The following is a 14,332-nucleotide window of genomic DNA, read 5'->3' as shown; positions in this document are numbered from 1 at the left end:
TTTATGTATTCTATAATTAAAATATTTTATTTCTTTTCATTATAACTTAAAAAAGAGTTTATTGAGTGTTTTCGAAAACACTCATTGCTTTAATAATTTTTAAGTCATCCAATGGTTTAGCTTGTAATTGTAATCCTACTGGAATACCATCAACTTCACCTGCTGGTATGCTTGCTGCTGGAATACCTGCTAAGTTAGCTATTACAGTTAAAACATCGTAAGCATACATTTCCATTGGGTCTAGTTCAGCTCCAATTTCGTGAGGAAGTTTAGGTACGGTTGGTCCTACAATTAAGTCTACATTTTCAAGCATTGAGGTGATTTCAGATCTGATTACAGATCTTGCTTTTAATGCTTGTTTGTAGTATTTACCACTAAATTCAGCTTCTGCAATATGTGAACCTATTTTGATTCTTCTAAGTACTTCGTCTCCACATACTTCTTCGATTCTAGAACCGTATTTTCTTCCATCGTATTTTCTTGTTGCAGAGAAGAATTCTACATAGTTAATTAAGTAATATGTTGGTAAGCATAAGTCAATATAATCAAAGCTTACTTCTACAAGTTCAGCACCAGCTTCAACTAATTTATTTATAGCTTGGTTTACAGTTTTGTTAATTTCATCATCAGTTACATCGATGAATTCTTTACATACTGCAATTTTCATGCCTTCTAAGCTAGTGTCATCTAGTACGCTTGTAAAGTCTGGTTTATCCCAGTTTAATGTGGTACATTCAGTTTCATCGTATTTTGCAATAGTGTTCAATGCAAGTGCAATACCACTTACATCATTTGAAAGAGGTCCAATTTGATCTAGACTCATAGATAAGTCAAGTAATCCTTGTCTTGAAACTGCACCATAAGTTGGTTTAAATCCAACTACACCACAATGGGATGCTGGGTTTCTAATAGATCCACCGGTATCTGATCCAATTGAAATATCACACATTTCACCTGCAATTGCAGCTGCACATCCTCCAGATGAACCTCCAGGAATTCTACCCATAGCTGCAGGGTTTTGTGTAGGTCCGTAATATGAAGTTTCAGTTGAACTTCCTGCTGCAAATTCATCCATATTGAGTATTCCGATGATGATTCCATCTTCATCTAAAATTTCATTAACAACAGTTGCATTGTAACTTCCAATATAGTCTTCTAAAGTTTTTGAAGCTGCTGAAATAATCAAATCTTCAACATTGATGTTTGCTTTAATACCAAATACTAATCCAGCTAAAGCACCAACATCTTCTCCGTTAGCTATTTTTGTGTCAATAGCTTCTGCTTGTTTTAATGCATTTTCATAGTTTAATTCAATAAATGCATTAATGCTTTCATTATTTTCATCAATAATCTTAATGAAGCTTTCAACATTTTCTTTAGCTGTTATTTCACCACTTTTAATGGAGTTTAACTTTTCAATAACATTCATTAAAACACCTGAATAATCGTAATTTATAATATTATTATTTTATTTTTTAATGTTTATAAACTTGTTTTTTTTAAATAATTTTAAATATTATTTTTTATCTATAATTAATCATGAAAAAAGCTGTTGTATTTGATAACTCAGGAACATTAATAGAAAGGTATAGAGTTATTAAAGATGTTTTAAATGGTAATTTATTTACTGACATTAATTCATTGGAACTAATTGATGCAGCTGATGCATTGGCGTTAGTTGTACTTCAATTTAATACAAATAAATTATTGAAATTGGACCAAAATACCTTAATTTCTGATGTTATTAAAGAGTATGGCATTGATTTTGATATTAGTTTTTCAACAAATTCTGTTTCTAAAGCTGAAGTTAAACAAATAATTGATAATGAAACATCAGCTACCATATCCGATATTACAGATGGTTTTGGTATTTTAAATGAGAAGGTTCCGATGATGGAATTGTGCAATGGTTCTGCATTAATTGTTGATATGGATTCAGGTGCTATTGCATACACTATAACATCTGCTGGTAAACTTTTCCCTAAAGTTTTTGAAACTGTTGAAACTTTAAAATCACGTGGAATCGAAATATTCATTGCTTCAGGTGATAGAAAAGGAGCTATTGATAGATTGGCAAATATGCTTGATATTCCGCTAGAAAATGCCTTTGGAACCGTTTCAACAAGAGGCAAATGTGAAATTATATCTATTTTAAAAGAGGGAGGATATAAAGTCATGATGGTTGGAGATGGAATTAATGATTTACTGGCTTTTAAAAATGCGGATGTTAGTGTATTAACTATAGAACAAGAGGAAGAAGTATCTCCTAAAATGATGGATAAAACAGATTATGTCATTAGGGATATTTTTGAAGTCACCTCGATTGATTTTTGATTATTATTTTTTTAGTGTTTTAACTTATACTTCATAACTTATAAGTTATAACTAATAACTTATAAAAAAATAATGTTTATAGATTATCAATGACTTTTTTGCTCTTTAAAACATTGTTAAAGTTATTTAACTCGATGATTGCGGTATCTATCTTCTTAAGTAAGTTTAAATCAAGTGTACCTTCACCTAATGTGATATGCTGGTCTTTAACTCCGTTATTATCATTTAAATGACAGTAGCTTATGTTCTTTAGACTTAACATCTCTTTCAGGTTTCCACATGTGTTTCCATGTCCTGTATCAATTGTCAAGCTACATCCTGTTTCTTCTTGAATCATCTCGATTTCTTCAACTTTATTTGCAAGGAATTTGCCTCGAACTGGCATATTCTCAACGGAAACCTCAACATTAGTATTGTCCATAATTTGACCAATGCTTTCAGCTGCGAGTTCAAGGGCATGTTTTCTGAGGCGTGGCTCATTACGTCCAATTATTCCTGGATGGATTGTTATGGTGTTTGCATTAATGCTTTCTGCATATTGACCACATTGAATCATCTGCTTCACGCTTTCATTTCTTATTCCTTTGTTTAAACTCGCAATATTAATGTCTACCGTTGCAGCATGGATTCTAATGTCTATTCCACAATCTTTAAATTCTCCATTGTCCTTTATAAAGAAAGGATCTTCCCCGAGAATCTCAATTATTTCAAAGCCATGTTGTTTTGCAATTTCTATTATTTTGTTGTTGTCTTCCATAAACAGTGCGAGAGTTGTGAAACCTATCTTCATATTACTTATATATGAGTTTTTATCATATAATAAATGTTTACATATATCAAATTTTTACATATGGTGAAATATGGCGGATAAAGAAATTGATGATAAGTTAATTAAACATTATTCTAATGGCTTGGTTCGTAATATAGTCCTTTGGATTATTTCGAAAGAAAAGATCCACGGCTATGGGATAATGAAGAGATTAGATGAGTTTTTTGATTTTAGAGATATTGATTTTGAAATTAAAAATAAGTCAAGTAAAATCTATCCCATTTTGAGGGAAATGGAAGATAACCTGCTTATAGTTGGAGAATGGGACATTAATGAAAACAATAAAAGAGTTAAATATTACTCCATTACTGATAATGGATTATTAATTTTAGATAAACTCCGTTGTTTCATTGGTCTTATGTCCAATAATCCAGCATGGATAGATTTTTATAGTGATATGGGGGTTGAAATTAATGAAAAATGCAATTGAAACTAGAAATCTTACTAAGGTTTACGGAAACTTCACTGCAGTTAACTCTCTTAATTTAGAGATTCCAGATAAGAGTATTTTTGGAATGTTGGGTCCGAATGGAGCTGGAAAAACAACAACAATTAAAATGCTTACTTGTTTAATACAGCCAACTTCAGGTCAGGCTATCGTTGGGGGATATGATGTAGAAAAAAATCCTGATGAGGTTAGAAATCTTTTGGGTATGGTTCCTCAGCAAGTTAGTTTATACAAGGATTTGACAGTTATGGAAAATTCACAGATGTGTGCAGATTATTATGGAATTCCATCTGATGAGAGAGATTCTCGTATTGAGGATTTAATGGAATTGGTGGACATTAAATATGCTAAGGATAAACGTGTAGGCCAGCTTTCCGGTGGTCAAAAACAAAAAGCATCTCTTGTTGCCAGTTTAGTTCACAGACCGGATATTTTGTTTTTAGATGAACCTACTATTGGTCTTGACCCTACCACCAAACGTACACTATGGGATTTGATTCGTGATTTAAACGATGATGGCCATACAATAATTCTATGTTCACATGACATGCATGAGGTTGATATGCTTTGTGATAATGTTGGAATTATTAATACAGGTAATCTTGTGGCTTATGATACTCCTCAAGGTCTTAAGGATTCTCTTTTAGAAGCTAACAAAAAAGAAATGATGGAAGCTTTAGGAAAGATTTCAGATGAAACCAAGGTATCAACTTCCACTAAAGAAGATATTGAAAATCTTGCCTTGAGAAAAATGTCTATTCTTTTAAAAAATCAGAATGAAAAAATTATTGAGGCAATCAAATCATCTGGTAGTGTAAAAAGTATTGAAATTGCTCGTAATGGTCGTATTAATTTAAGAATTGATAGTTATGATGATATGGCTGTTCAAAATGTTTTAAATGATATTAATTCTTTTGGTGGAGTAATAAAATCTATTTATACAGAAGAACCTTCACTTGAAGACGTGTTTATCAAATCAACCGCTGAGGTGGATGGAAATGATAGAGTTTAGAAAATTTTGGTGGATGATTAAAAAGGAATTACTCAGCCTTAAAAGACATCCTGGAAGATTGGTTTCTATAATCGCATTTCCTATAATCATGATTTTACTTTTTGGTTATGGGATGGGTGGAGAAATGACAGATTTACCAATTGTTGTTGTTTCTCAAAGTCATGGAGATTTAACAGATTTAACATTAGATACAATTAAAACAACTGAGACTTATAAGGTTGTTGAGGTTATAGATGATTTGGATGAGGGTAAAGAGCGTGTTGACTCTGGTGAAGTCAAGGCAGCTATTATCCTGCCATCGGATTATGATGATGATTCAGGACAGCAAAAATCGGTTACTTTGTATTTGGATTCTTCTGATCAAATGGCGTCTCAAGCTTTAGATTCATCAACACAAGTTATATTCAATAGATTATCAAATATGGTGGCTTCTCAGACCAGTGTTGAAAATAAAGATGCTAACATCACTCCATCAATATCATATTCACTCAATAACTTCAAAGATGATATTAGCTTACACATTAACAGAATTTATGGGAATATCAAGTATATTGACTTTTTAGTTCCTGCAATTTTAGGTATGACTGTAATGATGAGTTGTATGATGGGGATGGGCGCAACAATTGCCGGTGAACGTGAAACAGGTGAACTTGCAAGATTGTTCATGACTCCGACTTCTGTTTCAACTGTAATTGGTGGTAAAATTTCTGCTAAGCTTTTAATTGAATTAGTGAGAGCATTGATATTAATTGCCATGGCGGTATTGCTTTTCCATGTCAGTATTAAAGGTGGCATACTTCAAACATTCATTGTCCTTGTAATTGGAGCATTGTGTTTTGTTGGATTCGGAATGATGTTGTCTGCAAGAACAGCTACTCAAGAGGACTACACTCAATTGGTCATGCCGTTTTCAATGCCTATGATGTTTGTATCCGGTGTATTTTATCCAATTGAAACAATGCCATGGATTTTACAAAAAATTGCATATGTATTCCCATTGACTTATTTAAATGATGCAATGAGGGGAATTATGCTTAAAGGTCAAACTTTAGGTGATGTGTGGTTGGATTTGGCTGTTCTTTTAGGATTTACAGTATTGTTCTTTATAATTGGTGTAAAAAGATTTAATAGGGATGTATAGGAGGTTTATGATGTATAAAAAGTTATTAGTAGGTATTATTGTTTGTATTTTATTTGTTTCTCCAATTGCTGCTGAAAATTGGAATTCGTTTGGTGGTGGAGTTGATCACAATGCATTCAGGGAAGAAAGCCCAGATTTTGTAACCAATCTTTGGACTTTCAACATGGAATCTCCTGTCCATTCTTCACCTGCGATTTATAAAGATTTTCTTTATGTAGTTTCTACACAGGGTATTTTAAAAGCTATTGATATGGAAACTGGTGAAGAAGACTGGGATATGGATCTTGGAGCTAAAACTAATTCATCTCCAGTAATTAATTCAAATAAATTATTCATTGGAACTGAAGATGGTATTAAGGCGATTAATTTGAATAATCATAAGGAAATATGGGATTATGATTGTGATAATGTTGAATCCACTCCAGTTATTTATAAAGATGTAGTTTACTTTGGAAGCAATGATGGTCATTTATATGGGCTTGATGAGGATAATGGAAAAGTTGTATTCAATAAGAAATTGGATGGTGAGCTTAAATCATCTCCAATTGTAGTCGATGATACAATTTATATAGGATCTACAAATTGCAAATTCTATAGTATTGGAACAGACAAGGATAAAAATTGGGAATTCACCACAGGTGATGAGGTATTGTCCTCACCTAGTTTCATTAATGATACAATTGTTTTTGGTTCAAACGACGGTAACGTTTATTGTTTGAATGAATCTGATGGTGCTTTAAATTGGAAGGTTGATTTAAATAATAAAGTCATATCCTCACCTACCATTGATGAACATGATAATAATATTTTTATAGGTTCCGATGAAGGTAACTTAACCTGTTTGGATAATCGTGACGGTACAATAAAGTGGAGCCATTCTGTTGGTGGCGAAATTCAAACAACTCCTGCAATTAAAGACGATTTAGTTGTATTCGGATCCTGTAATGGTAATCTGTATGTCTTAAATAAATATACTGGTGGTGAGGAATTCACTTATAATCCTGGAACAGTTTTGTTTAATACAGCTATTACATCTTCACCGGTCATTAATGGGAATAGTTTAATTTTTGGTGATGATTCAGGTAATATTTACTCTTTAAACATTGATAAATATGAAGTACCAGGCTCAACACAGATGTATCTTTCCATTGCTGTTTTAATAGTAGTTATTATTGTAACTATTGTTGTTGTTCGTAAAGTTAAAGGTAGAAAATGATTTCTATCTTTCTTTATGAAAAATTTATAAATATTAAATCTTAAACCTTTTAATCAATAGGGGTTAGCATTAATGCAAAATATCGAAATTTTAAAAAAAGAAAATATGAATCTCGCTGATAAAATTTATATCTTTGATACTACATTGAGGGATGGTGAACAAACTCCAGGCGTTTCTCTAACAGTTGATGAAAAAATTCAAATTGCACAAAAACTTAACAATTTGGGTGTGGATAAGATTGAAGTTGGCTTTCCAGCTTCATCTCCGGGGGAAATGGAATCAGCAAAAAGAATTAAAGGTAAAGAATTAGATTCAACATTGGTTGGTTTGGCTCGTTCATTGTCTAATGATATTGATGCGGTCATTGATGCTGATTTAGAGTATATTCATACATTTATTGGTACTTCCCCATTACACCGTGATTATAAACTTAAAAAATCTAAGGAAGATATAATTCAATCAGCCGTATCCTCTGTTGAATATGCAAAAGATCATGGTTTAACTGTTGAATTTTCAGCTGAAGATGCAACAAGAACGGAAAGAGACTATCTATTTAGAATATTCGATGAGGTTATTGATGCTGGAGCGGATTTTTTAGATATTCCAGATACTGTAGGAATTTTGACTCCTATTAGTACTCGTGAATTAATCACTGATATTAAAAATAATTTTAAAGTTCCTATTAGTGTACACTTCCATAATGATTTTGGACTTGCCACTGCTAATACATTAACTGCTATAGAATGTGGAGCTAATCAGGCTCATGTAACAATTAATGGGCTAGGTGAGAGAACTGGTAATTGTTCATTGGAAGAATTAGTAATGGCCCTTAAATCTGCTTATAAAATTGATTTAGGATTAGATACTACTAGATTATACAGTTTATCTAATTTGGTTGGTCGTTTAACAGGGGTTAAAATGCCTGTCAATAAACCGATTGTTGGAGATAATGCATTTGCTCATGAATCCGGAATTCATGTTCATGGAATTTTAAATAATGCTTCTACTTATGAGCCGATGTCTCCTGAAATGGTTGGTCACTCAAGAAGAATTGTTTTAGGCAAACATACTGGTGCTAATGCAGTTAAAGCTAAATTAAAAGAACATCACATTGATTTAGATGAAAAACAGTTTGATAAGGTATTCAATAATATTAAATCATTAGGTGATAGTGGTAAATGTGTTACAGATGATGATTTAATAGCTATTGCTATTACTGAACTTTCTTCAGCACGTGAAACTCCAATTGTTATTAAAGGGTTGAGTATTTCAATGGATGCTAATGTTTCTCCTACAGCTACCGTTAAATTAGAAATTGATGGTGTTGAAAAGGAAACTGCAAGTACTGGTGTTGGGCCTGTTGATGCAGCTTTAAATGCTATTCGTGAGTTAATTCAAGATACGATGGATATTGAATTAGAAGAATATAATCTAGAAGCTATTACTGGTGGTACTGATGCATTAGCTGAAGTGTTTGTTATAAGTTCGGATTCAGATGGTAATAAGTCAACTGGACGTTCAACCAGTCAGGATACTGTGATGGCAAGTATATTGGCCGTTTTAGATTCAATTAATAAATTATTGTTAATTAAAAGGTCAAGTTTATAATTTTCTTTTTTTATTATTTTTAATATATCCTAATTTTTTGATTTCGAATATTTCCTATTGATTTTTTTGAGTTTTTTTGGTGATTGTTGTATAAGGGAAATTAATATATATTATTTTTCACTTATGTATTATCATAAAAAAATATATTTCAATAATATAATGTTATTTTTTTTCTTTTTATTGAAAATTGTTTTTTTTTTAATATATTTATTAATTTTTAATAAAAAGTTTTTTTTAGAGTATGTCGAACGATTAGAAAAATAATGGGATGAGGTCATGTTTTTTAATAAATATTGTAAAATTTTGATTCTTGTTTTGTTAGCATTTTTGTCTGTAGGTGCTGTTTCAGCAAACGACAGTGAAATAAGTGAGTTAATCAGTAATTCTACTGATTCAATATCAATAGATGATAGTGTAAATGAAGATACAGTTTTAGATTCTCCTTCTATAGTAAGTAATGATGTTCCATCTTTGAGAAGTGGTTCTGGAAATGCAATATATGTAGATGCTAATGCAAGTACTGGTGGAGATGGTTCAAGTACTAATCCATACAAGATTTGTCATCAGCGTTAGGTAGTTCAGCTGATGGTGATTCAATTTACATTTTACCTGGAATCTACAACGGTACAAACAATGTTAATTTAACAATTTCACAAAGTAATTTAATGATTATAGGTACTGGTTCTGGTGTTATTTTCGATGGTGAAAACACTAATAGAATATTTAACATAATTGGTTCAAATGTAACTATACAAGGAATAACATTTAAAAACGCAAAAACAGATGATAATGGAGGCGCAATACACACTAGTCAAGGCGCGAATATAATAAATTCTAGCTTTGAAAACTGCCAAGCATATGATGGTGGTGCTATTTATTCTCCTAATGGGGATTTGAATGTTGTTGGTTCTCATTTTGTGAATAACTCTGCTAAGTATGGTGGTGTTATTTATTCTGATATTGGGGATTTGAATGTTGTTGGTTCTCATTTTGTGAATAACTCTGCTAAGTATTATGGTGGTGTTATTTATTCTTATAGTGGGCTTGTGAATGTTGTTGGTTCTCATTTTGTGAATAACTCTGCTGATTATGGTGGTGCTATTTCTTCTCCTAATGTGAATGTTGTTGGTTCTCATTTTGTGAATAACTCTGCTACTGGTGATGGTGCTGCTATTTATTCTAATAATGGGGTGAATGTGAATGTTACTAATTCCTCTTTTGTGAATAACTCTGCTACTGGTGATGGTGGTGCTATTTGTACTTATAGTGGGCTTGTGAATGTTGTTGGTTCTCATTTTGTGAATAACTCTGCTAGTTATGGTGGTGGTGCTATTTCTTCTAATAATGGGGATTTGAATGTTGTTGGTTCTCATTTTGTGAATAACTCTGCTACTGGTAAGGGTGGTGCTATTCATTTTCATTATAATGGGGGGAATGTGAATGTTACTAATTCCTCTTTTGTGAATAACTCTGCTAAGTATGGTGGTGCTATTTATTCTTATATTGGGGATGTGAATGTTGCTAATTCTTCTTTTGTGGATACTATTGCTATTGTTTATGGTGGTGCTATTTATTCTAATCAGGGGAATGTGAATACTGTTAATTCAACTTTTATTAATGATACTTCTTCTCTTAGGGATGGTGCTATTTATTCAGGAACTGGTAATGTGAATAATAGTGGTTCAATTTTTATTGAGAGTAATCTTACATTGGTTGTAGATCCGGTGAATTCTATTGTTTCTCCAGGTGATCAAATTAGTTTCACAGTCACTGTTACTAATCCTAGACCTAAAAATAATGTAACTGATGTATTTGTTATATTAAATATACCAAATGGTCTTACTTATGATCATTTCACTGGTGATAATTGGACTAGAAACGGTAATAGGTTTGTTTATAATGGTAATTTAATTCCTAAGGAATCAGTTAATTTCACTATTGTTTTCAATACTACTAATAAAGGTGTTTTTGCTTTAGAGACAATTGCTGGATCCAACCAGGTTCATAATGTGACTAATATTAATAATGTGAATGTCACTGAAAATAAAACAAACGACACTAATAACACAAACAACACTGATAACTCAGATAAAGTAAACAATACTGATGACTCAGATAAGGTAAACAATACTGACAAATCAGATAAAGTAAACGAAATAAGTACAAGTAAATCAATTAATAATGGTGGAATTGTTAATACTGATTTGGCTACAGGAAATACTTTGGTTGTCTTGTTAGCTTGCTTATTGATGATTTTAGTACCATTTAGAAAACGTAAATATTAAAAGAATTAGTTTTCTAAAAGAGATAATTCTTTTAGAGAATTAATTTTTTCTTTTCTTTTTTTATAAAATAAAAAGATTTTAAATAGTGATGTGTCGGTTTTTTATTTAATTTTTTTTAAGATATTTTTTTCGAATAGGTATTTGGCAAGTAAAATGTTTGAAGTACCTTTGCCGCATGCTTTGACTTTTCCCTTCACAATAGCTTTTAGAATGCTGTCAATATCTTTTTCACAGTCGATTAGACTATAGCAATCCCCAACAAATTTCCAGTAATGGGAGTCACTTGCACCTAATGGGGGTATATTTTTTTTAATTGACAATTTTTTTGCTTTGGAATTACAATATCCAACAATGAATCTTGCATTTTTTATTTCAATTGCATCAATTTTTAAATTTTCATTGTCATCTTCACAAAATAGTCCGTGTCTATAGAAGCAGTAAGGATGGGGGATAATTGCAAGACCACCTAAATCATGGATTCTGTCTATTGTTTCTTGAGGTGATAAGTCTTTAGGTATCTTTTCCTCGCACCCAAAACCAAGAATATGACCTTGTGTTGAAGAAATTTCTATAGATGGAATAGCAAGTATATCTGTATTTCTAGTTTTTTTTAAAACTTCGCTGGTTCCATCTACTGTATTATGATCGGATATGGCTATGATGTCTATATTTTCTTTTTTTGCTTTTTTTAAGATATCCTCAATTTTTGAATTGGAGTCATGTGAATATTCACTATGAATATGTGAATCCATTTTTAGCATTTTTATCAACCTAATATTGTTTTTATTAAACCGACGGTACCGGTCATCATTACGTCTCCACCTGGAGCTGCATGATGCCAGTCAAGATTTGTTTTTTCAATGAGTTCTCTTTTTGGTCCACTTACAATTACTTTTTCTATTTTGGATATTGGATTTAAAACATGGGCTCCATGACCATGATCTTCGTAAACTTCTTTGTTTGTGATTGTACCTTCTGCAAGTCTTTTAATATACCTTTCAAGTGATTCCCCGGTCAAACTGGATGTGTGATGTTCAAAAACACCTTGAATTTTACCGTTTTCTATACTTGCCGCTGTTGTATGTCCGTTTCCTATATCAATTACAATATAACTGTTTAATTTTTCAGCAAGTTCGTCAAAGCACATTCCAGCGATTGAAGCGAATTTTGTATCCATCACTAATGGGATTTCGTCTATTCCTTCACTTTTAACAATTCTTCTAACAGCGTTCATTCTTGTATAATATTCAGGTAAATCATCGGTAAATCCAAATTCCAATGGGGATATTGGTTTTGATATTTTTTCTCTTATTTTTTCAAATCTAAAGTCCCTATCGCCCATATTTTCATTGTATCCGTGGTCTTGGACTGCAATTGCGATTTTATCAAAATCAAATTCTAAATCATATCCTAGTAAAAATTCGGATAATTTAGTTAGGTCTATATCGCCCATTTTGATTTTTGTATAATCATTGTAATCTTTTGATTCATCAGTTATTTCGATTCCAAATGATTCCACTTGTTCTAGGTTATCACGAATTGTTTTAGCGCATATTGGTTCCATTACTACATTGTATCCTTTGTCAATGTGTTCTAGAATAGTATTTTTTATTTTTCCTCCACCCATTATTTCTCCTTCGAAGTAAATGTCATTTTCTATTTCTCTTATTTGTTGGGAGATAAGTAAATGAGGGGATGGTAAAACTAGTTTAATGGAGTTTTCTAGTTCTTTTTCGGTATTATAAATCATTATGTCTTGTGTTCCTGTCCCAATATCAATAGCTAAAATTCTCATGATTTTTTATTGTTTTTTATATTATTAATAATTAAAGTGTACATTTTAGTACAGTAAAGGTTTAAATAGTACAATGTACAACTATTATTATGGATTACAAAATTACATTAAATTCAAATGAAGTGCCAAAGGAATGGTACAATATTAACGCTGATTTGCCTGTTGAACTTCCAATGCCTAAAAATAGTGAGGGAAAAGATCAAATCACTTCTCTTCAAAAGGCATTTACAAAGGCCGGTTTAGAGCAAGAATTCTCAACGGAACGTTACATTAAAATTCCAAATGAAGTTAGAAAGCTCTACATGCAAATGGGAAGGCCATCTCCTTTATTTAGAGCAACAAAACTTGAGGAATACTTGGGCACTCCTGCAAAAATCTATTATAAACGTGAAGATACTTCCCCTACGGGTTCTCATAAGTTGAATTCTGCAATTCCTCAGGCATATTTCGCTAAAAAAGAAGGTATTGAAAGATTAACCACTGAAACAGGTGCCGGCCAATGGGGTACTGCTCTGTCTCTTGCATGTAATTTACTTGATTTAGAGTGTACAGTGTATATGGTTAAGGTATCATTCAAGCAAAAACCCGATAGAAAAAACATCATGAATATCTATAATGGTAATGTATTTGCATCTCCAAGTGAAAATACTAAAATTGGCCGTGAAATTCTAGCTAAAAATCCAGATCACCCTGGATCTTTAGGTGTAGCTATTTCTGAAGCTATGGAAGAAGCTTTAGATAATGATAACGTGAAATATACTTTAGGAAGCGTATTAAATCATGTAATGTTACATCAAACTATCATAGGTCAGGAATTGAAAAAGCAATTAGAGATTGCTGGTGAAGAGCCGGATGTTATGATTGCTTGTGCAGGTGGTGGAAGTAACCTTGCAGGATCATTCTTCCCATTTATTAAAGATAAGATTAATGGCAAATCTGATACTCAATTTATTGCTGTTGAACCAAGTGCTTGTCCTACATTGACTAAAGGAAGTTATGAATATGATTTTGGTGATGTAAATGGATTCACTCCATTACTTAAAATGTTTACTTTAGGTCATGATTTTGTTGCACCTTCAGTACACGCTGGTGGATTGAGATACCATGGTATGTCTCCACAAGTCTCCCTTTTAACTAAAGAGGGTTATATCGAGCCTAGATCTGCTCATCAAAGAGATGTATTTGAGGCTGGAATTACATTTGCCCGTAATGAAGGTATATTGCCAGCTCCTGAGACAACTCATGCTATTAAAGTTGCTATTGATGAAGCATTGAAATGTAAACAAACAGGAGAAGAAAAAACTATTGTCATGAACTTCTCAGGACATGGAATGTTGGATTTAAAAGGATACAGAAGTTATTTCGAGGGCAATATGTCTAATTCTAAATAATTTCTTTTCTTTTTTTAAATTTTTTTACTATTATAAGTTATAACTTATCATTTTATTCAGGTTATAACTTATAACTGTTAACAAATAACTAATAACTTATTTGTGAAAACAAATACTTTATAAGATAGAAGTTATAAAATATAACTTATTTGTTAAAAGTTAGTTATGATAAGTTATCTCTTAAAACTTATTTTTTATAACTTAGACGTTTTAACTTAAAACTTAATCCTTATCCCTTAGAAGTTAAAACTAATAAGTTATTCCTTTTAAGTT

13 protein-coding genes are annotated in these 14,332 nt (G+C 31.8%); 9 read left to right on the top strand and 4 right to left on the bottom strand.

Going from position 1 to position 14,332, the window contains the following annotated elements:
- Positions 1-58: 58 nt before the first annotated feature.
- Positions 59-1,429 (bottom strand): Asp-tRNA(Asn)/Glu-tRNA(Gln) amidotransferase subunit GatA, encoded by a 1,371-nt coding sequence (gene gatA, locus ACR0P1_RS02370; protein WP_432644803.1) that lies wholly within the window; start codon positions 1,427-1,429, stop codon positions 59-61.
- A 110-nt stretch (positions 1,430-1,539) separates the two neighbouring features.
- Here gatA and ACR0P1_RS02365 point away from each other — a divergent pair, with 110 nt between their 5' ends.
- Entirely contained in the window at positions 1,540-2,334 is a 795-nt protein-coding gene (locus ACR0P1_RS02365; RefSeq protein ID WP_432644802.1) for an HAD family hydrolase, read from the top strand.
- Between the two features lie 76 nt (positions 2,335-2,410).
- Here the strand turns inward: ACR0P1_RS02365 and ACR0P1_RS02360 are convergent, their stop codons facing one another.
- Complete coding sequence (locus ACR0P1_RS02360) at positions 2,411-3,091, bottom strand: sugar phosphate isomerase/epimerase family protein (RefSeq protein WP_432644804.1); 681 nt, start codon at positions 3,089-3,091, stop codon at positions 2,411-2,413.
- A 103-nt stretch (positions 3,092-3,194) separates the two neighbouring features.
- On the opposite strand from ACR0P1_RS02360, the gene ACR0P1_RS02355 reads away from it, so the two are divergent.
- The 7 genes from ACR0P1_RS02355 to ACR0P1_RS02325 all read left to right on the top strand — a co-directional run bounded on the left by ACR0P1_RS02355 (position 3,195) and on the right by ACR0P1_RS02325 (position 10,873).
- Positions 3,195-3,593, top strand: a complete 399-nt coding sequence (locus ACR0P1_RS02355; RefSeq protein WP_432644801.1) for a PadR family transcriptional regulator — start codon at positions 3,195-3,197, stop codon at positions 3,591-3,593.
- Positions 3,577-4,623 carry an ATP-binding cassette domain-containing protein gene (locus ACR0P1_RS02350; protein WP_432644800.1) on the top strand — a complete coding sequence of 349 codons (1,047 nt, stop codon included), beginning with the start codon at positions 3,577-3,579 and terminating at the stop codon, positions 4,621-4,623. The genes ACR0P1_RS02355 and ACR0P1_RS02350 overlap by 17 nt, the downstream gene beginning before the upstream one ends.
- Positions 4,610-5,764 (top strand): ABC transporter permease, encoded by a 1,155-nt coding sequence (locus ACR0P1_RS02345; protein ID WP_432644799.1) that lies wholly within the window; start codon positions 4,610-4,612, stop codon positions 5,762-5,764. Before ACR0P1_RS02350 ends, ACR0P1_RS02345 begins: the two co-directional genes overlap by 14 nt.
- 10 nt (positions 5,765-5,774) lie before the next feature.
- Positions 5,775-6,980 (top strand): PQQ-binding-like beta-propeller repeat protein, encoded by a 1,206-nt coding sequence (locus ACR0P1_RS02340; protein WP_432644798.1) that lies wholly within the window; start codon positions 5,775-5,777, stop codon positions 6,978-6,980.
- A 72-nt stretch (positions 6,981-7,052) separates the two neighbouring features.
- Entirely contained in the window at positions 7,053-8,588 is a 1,536-nt protein-coding gene (locus ACR0P1_RS02335) for a 2-isopropylmalate synthase (RefSeq protein WP_432644797.1), read from the top strand.
- A 276-nt stretch (positions 8,589-8,864) separates the two neighbouring features.
- Positions 8,865-9,161 carry a hypothetical protein gene (locus ACR0P1_RS02330; RefSeq protein WP_432644796.1) on the top strand — a complete coding sequence of 99 codons (297 nt, stop codon included), beginning with the start codon at positions 8,865-8,867 and terminating at the stop codon, positions 9,159-9,161.
- The gene (locus ACR0P1_RS02325) at positions 9,146-10,873 is read left to right on the top strand and encodes a hypothetical protein (RefSeq protein ID WP_432644795.1); all 1,728 of its coding nucleotides are present in this window, start codon (positions 9,146-9,148) and stop codon (positions 10,871-10,873) included. Before ACR0P1_RS02330 ends, ACR0P1_RS02325 begins: the two co-directional genes overlap by 16 nt.
- Positions 10,874-10,974: 101 nt before the next feature.
- Here ACR0P1_RS02325 and ACR0P1_RS02320 read toward each other — a convergent pair whose 3' ends face one another.
- Both ACR0P1_RS02320 and ACR0P1_RS02315 read right to left on the bottom strand, forming a co-directional pair.
- Entirely contained in the window at positions 10,975-11,634 is a 660-nt protein-coding gene (locus ACR0P1_RS02320) for a PHP domain-containing protein (protein ID WP_432644794.1), read from the bottom strand.
- Between the two features lie 5 nt (positions 11,635-11,639).
- A complete protein-coding gene (locus ACR0P1_RS02315; RefSeq protein ID WP_432644793.1) occupies positions 11,640-12,668 on the bottom strand; it encodes a DUF1786 domain-containing protein in 1,029 nt (342 codons plus the stop codon).
- An 89-nt stretch (positions 12,669-12,757) separates the two neighbouring features.
- Between ACR0P1_RS02315 and ACR0P1_RS02310 the strand changes: the two genes are divergently transcribed.
- Complete coding sequence (locus tag ACR0P1_RS02310) at positions 12,758-14,059, top strand: TrpB-like pyridoxal phosphate-dependent enzyme (RefSeq protein WP_432644792.1); 1,302 nt, start codon at positions 12,758-12,760, stop codon at positions 14,057-14,059.
- Positions 14,060-14,332 lie beyond the last annotated feature (273 nt).

This window comes from Methanobrevibacter sp. (assembly GCF_050872065.1).
Classification (GTDB): Archaea; Methanobacteriota; Methanobacteria; order Methanobacteriales; family Methanobacteriaceae; genus Methanocatella.
Note: the sequence above shows the minus strand (reverse complement) of the source record. Positions and strands in the feature narration are given on the sequence as shown.